This window comes from Acrocarpospora macrocephala (assembly GCF_009687865.1).
GTDB lineage: Bacteria > Actinomycetota > Actinomycetes > Streptosporangiales > Streptosporangiaceae > Acrocarpospora > Acrocarpospora macrocephala.
This window is the reverse complement of sequence record NZ_BLAE01000155.1, coordinates 1-1,639: the sequence shown is the minus strand read 5'-3', so window position 1 is coordinate 1,639 and position 1,639 is coordinate 1. Positions and strand designations below refer to the sequence as shown.

The window sequence follows — 1,639 nt, the reverse complement described above, 5'->3', positions numbered from 1 at the left end:
ACGTGCCCGTGGGTTAGGCGGTGGCTGGGTCCGGCGGCATCCAGGGTCTGCCGAGCAGGGCGTCGCGGATCGCGGAGATGACGTCGGTGCCGTGTTTGGCGGCGGTGGACAGGTAGCCGCGGATGGCGTACCGGTTGCCGGTCGCCGTCTCCGATCGAAGCCGCCCGGAGATCTTCTGCTGGGTTTTGGCTGGTCGGACATCGCGTTCGGCCTGATTGTTCGTCGGAGGAACCCGCAGGTCATGGGCGAAACGCAGGACGTCGTCCTCACGGTCGCGCAGCACTTCCAGCAGCACCCGGCCGACGGGCTGGGTGACGGTTTTGGCGGGTCCGGGGATGCGGGGAACCTCGGACAGGCCGACGCGGACCCCGTGCTTGAACAGCCGGATCAGCTCATCTTTGACGCCTGTGTCGATGGCGTCCTCGCCCTGCTCGCGGGCGGTGCCGGCGGCGTGGATCAGCCCGCGCAGAGTCCGCTGGATCTGAACGGGCCAGACCGCGCCGGGGTACTCCTCGACGCAGTCTTCAAGATCCCGGAGTAGATGACTCGCACACAACTGGTGGCGGTGCTCACCGAGTTCGGCCGAGTCGTAGTTCTGATACCGATCGTGCACCATCACCCCGGAAAGCTCCGGCAGCACCGACGTCTTGAACGTCTCCAGGCTCCGGTCGCCGACCATGTACCAGGTCAGCAGCTTCGTGCAGGCGACCAGCAGGTACTTCTTGACCTTCGCCGCGCCGACCCGCAACGGTGTCTCATCACAGTTCACCACGTAGGCCAGCGTGAGCAGCATCCGGATCCGGGCGTTCGCCGCCGCGACCGCGGCGGCGGCGCGGGCGATCATGCCGTGCACGAACCCCGGCGACGGTGCCGCCCCGGTCAGTGCCTCCACCAGCGCGCAGCAGCGGTGCACCGGGATCGCGTGCATCACCATCAGATACACGCACAACGCCTGAAGATGCAGACCGAAGCTCACCCGCGCGGACGCCACGCCCTCCGGGCGCTCGGCCAGGTGCACTCTGCCGCACCGGCACTCGACCGCGTGCAGGTCGTGCTGAACCACACCCGCGCTCACCGGCGGGATGTCGTGCACCTGGTGCCAGGCCTGAACGCCCAGGTCCCGGCCGTCTGCCAGGTCATCGCCACACACGCACGTCCCGTACGGGAAGTGCGGCACGACCTCGCCGGGATCGGCGCGCCAGGCCAGATACCGGCCCTCGGCACCGGGCTGCTTCCCGGGCTTGCGCTTACCGCCCATCTTCTGGCCTGCCCGTTTGTCCTTCGGCGGCGGCTTACCCGGCTGATCATCGCTGGAGGGCGGCATCCCCGAGTTCCCGCTGTTACGCGAGATCAGCCGCTCCAACCGCGCCAGGCGCTCAGCCAGCTCGGTGTTCATGGCCGCCAGCTCGGCGCTCTGTTCTTCCAGTTCCGCGACCCGCGACACCTGCTCGGCCAGCCGCGTGATCTGCCCCTGCTGAGCGCGCGCGAGCACGATCAGCTCATCGCGGGACATCTCCTCCAGGGCGGACACTCGATGATCCCACCAGATCCGCCCGCACTGATCAACTTCACAGACCGTCACATCAAACAGGATGGGAGGGCGCCGTCATCACACTACGTGCCAAGCCTGAATATTTAC

1 protein-coding gene is annotated in these 1,639 nt (G+C 67.6%); it reads right to left on the bottom strand.

Annotated elements, in window-relative coordinates; translation table 11 throughout:
• Positions 1-13: 13 nt before the first annotated feature.
• Positions 14-1,531 (bottom strand): IS66 family transposase, encoded by a 1,518-nt coding sequence (gene tnpC / locus Amac_RS53390; RefSeq protein WP_155362079.1) that lies wholly within the window; start codon positions 1,529-1,531, stop codon positions 14-16.
• Positions 1,532-1,639 lie beyond the last annotated feature (108 nt).